The sequence below is a fragment of the Oceanispirochaeta sp. genome (assembly GCF_027859075.1).
Classification (GTDB): domain Bacteria; phylum Spirochaetota; class Spirochaetia; order DSM-2461; family DSM-2461; genus Oceanispirochaeta.
Window position 1 is genome coordinate 1 of sequence record NZ_JAQIBL010000174.1, and the last position, 2,633, is coordinate 2,633.

Below are 2,633 nucleotides of genomic sequence, written 5' to 3' on the forward strand. Positions count from 1 at the left end.
GCTGACAGAGAAATCAGCGGAGGCGAATACTAAAAGAGAACAGCCTGTCTTTTTTGCTTTACATCCGGCACTGGAGTATGTAGTCTAAGTATCCCATGGTACCGCAGGAACACTGTTTCTTAAAATAAATATTCCAATTTTTCATTGCAATATCCACTGTATACGATACAATTGCCTCATGTCCAAAATAAGCATGAAACTCAAGCTGGGATTCGGTATCGGAGACCTCGGCGGTAATCTTTTTTTTACATTTATCGGATTTTACCTCATGTACTTTCTCACTGATGTCTTGGGCCTATCGGCGGCACTAGCTGGAACGACTCTGATGATCGGAAAGATCTGGGATGCTGTGACAGATCCGGTGACCGGCTTTGCCTCGGACAGAACTATCAGCAGATGGGGTAGACGGCGTCCTTATATTTTCACAGGAGCCATACTATCGTTTTTCGCCATGTATCTGCTCTTTTCCATATCTCCCCGGCACAGTCAGGCAGAACTGTTCATCCTGTCGACTCTCTATTTCTGTCTGCTGAATACGGCCTACACCCTTGTGAATATTCCCTACACAGCCCTGATCCCGGAACTGACCAGAGATTATGATCAGAGGACTCTTCTGGTAGCCTACCGCATGAGTTTTGCTGTATTGGGGACATTTGTTGGTGCTGCCGCGGTAATGCCTCTGGTCAACTCCTTCCAGAATGAGCAGACCGGATGGGCGATTATGGCTTCCATCTTGGGAGGTGTAATGATGGGAACAGCTCTTATAACCGTCTGGGCTGTGAGAGAACCTCAGCACACGAAAGAAGATGTCAAAGGTCATGGCTTTCTGAAAACCTATCTTGAAGCCCTGAAACTCAGGGTTTTTCTTCTGATTCTTATTCCCTGGACACTTTTTATAACCGGAATCAGTATGATTCAGGGGGCTCTGGTTTATTATTTTAAGTATATATTTCTGAGTGAAGACAGCTTTCAACTGGCACTTGTGGCCCTGTTGTCTACCAGTCTGTTATTTATACCCATTTGGGCCTGGCTTTCACACAAGATCAGCAAGAAAACCTGTTATAATATCGGCATGCTTATCGTAACAACCGCTGTGCTTGTCTTCTCATTCAGCGGAACATACTGGCCGGTATCTGTCGCCATCCTCATCATGGGATTTGCCGGGGTCGGATTATCGACTCACTACATTATGCCTCATTCCATACTTCCCGATGTTGTGGAATATGATGCCATTGAAAACAATGGACTGCGACGGGAAGGTGTTTTCTCAGGATTGTGGACATTCAGCAGCAAACTGGGTCAGGCATTTGCTCTGGCTTTGAACGGATGGATTCTCAGCCTGTTTCATTATAAACCTGATGTCCTGCAGACACCCGAAACCCAATTGGGTATCAAACTGATTTGCGGCCCTTTCCCTGCACTTTTTATCATTATGGGAGTTCTAATTCTTGTGAAGTTCCCGATTACCAGGGATTTTTATGACAGGATGATCCGCACCGGGAGTACCGATTTTTGAAGGGAATATCCCTGAAACCAGCTCGCTTGAGTAAAGGATATGTGCCTCCCCGCTTCCACGACTCAGCCCGGATGATCATGAACCTGACTGCCCGAAGCTACCTGAAAAACAATGAGCATCTGAACAGTATCCGTCTATTGAATCCTGAGCCTTTCTGTCATGCACTGAAGGATCATCAGGAAGGAAAATACAGGCTCATACTGCTTTTTCGTCACTGCGAAAAGGCAGATGCTCCGGCACTGATGTATGCCATCAGCAGGCTGGCATTCCGGGAAGGTAAGAAGATCGGGGTTCGTTTTACCCGAAAGCCTCATGCCCACTTTCTCTACGGTAAGGATGTTCCCAATTGGGCAAGGCCTATGGCCGGCTGGATCTTCCCCCGGCTGGGTTTTATTCCCGTCACAAACAGAGGACTCTGCCGGGAATCCATTGACGACATCCGTAAGGCTCTCAAGGAGTCCCCCTACCCCCTGGCCCTGGCACCGGAAGGTCAGGTGACATATCATTCTCATAGGACTTTTGACCTGGAAAGCGGCATTCTGCATATGGCAGAATGGGCGGAAGAACATGGACCGGTCCGTCTCCTTCCCATCTCCCTGGCCTACGATTATGGAGATCAGAAGGGTCAAGTCCTGGACAAAGTGCGCCAAAAATGGATGAAAGAGACCGGGATGCCGCTGAAAGAATCATCCGAGGCCTATGCCTTTCTTATAGATATGACTGAAAAGACGGTGTCTCTTCTGGAACACAGCTTTCCCACAGGCCTGGAGACCAAAAAGGAAAGTCTGGATGAAAGAATATATGCCCTGAATGATTCAATTCTGAAAGAAGCCGAAAGGATGGCTCATATTAGAAAAAGCGGCAGCTTTCTGGACCGGATCTTTCAGCTCCGTTACAAAGGAGTGGATACCCTTTATCCCGAAACCCGGAATCCAGCGGGTTTCACCCCCTGGGAAAAAAGTGATTCAGATTACGAATGCACGAAAGCGGCGGCTTATATCCGCTGCTCCCAGATTGCGGATGTGCTGGAGTATGTACACACAGGCTATATCATGGATGCACCCCTGAATAACAGACACTGTGAATACGCCCTGAACCTTCTGGATGTGGTGAACCG

At 47.7% G+C, this 2,633-nt stretch carries 2 protein-coding genes; both read left to right on the forward strand.

Translation table 11 applies throughout. The features are described from left to right. Positions 1 to 178: 178 nt before the first annotated feature. The gene (locus tag PF479_RS09600; protein ID WP_298005517.1) at positions 179 to 1,516 is read left to right on the forward strand and encodes an MFS transporter; all 1,338 of its coding nucleotides are present in this window, start codon (positions 179 to 181) and stop codon (positions 1,514 to 1,516) included. Then, positions 1,513 to 2,633 (forward strand): 1-acyl-sn-glycerol-3-phosphate acyltransferase (locus tag PF479_RS09605; RefSeq protein ID WP_298005519.1); only part of this gene is annotated, 1,121 nt, incomplete at its 3' end. The genes PF479_RS09600 and PF479_RS09605, both read left to right, overlap by 4 nt.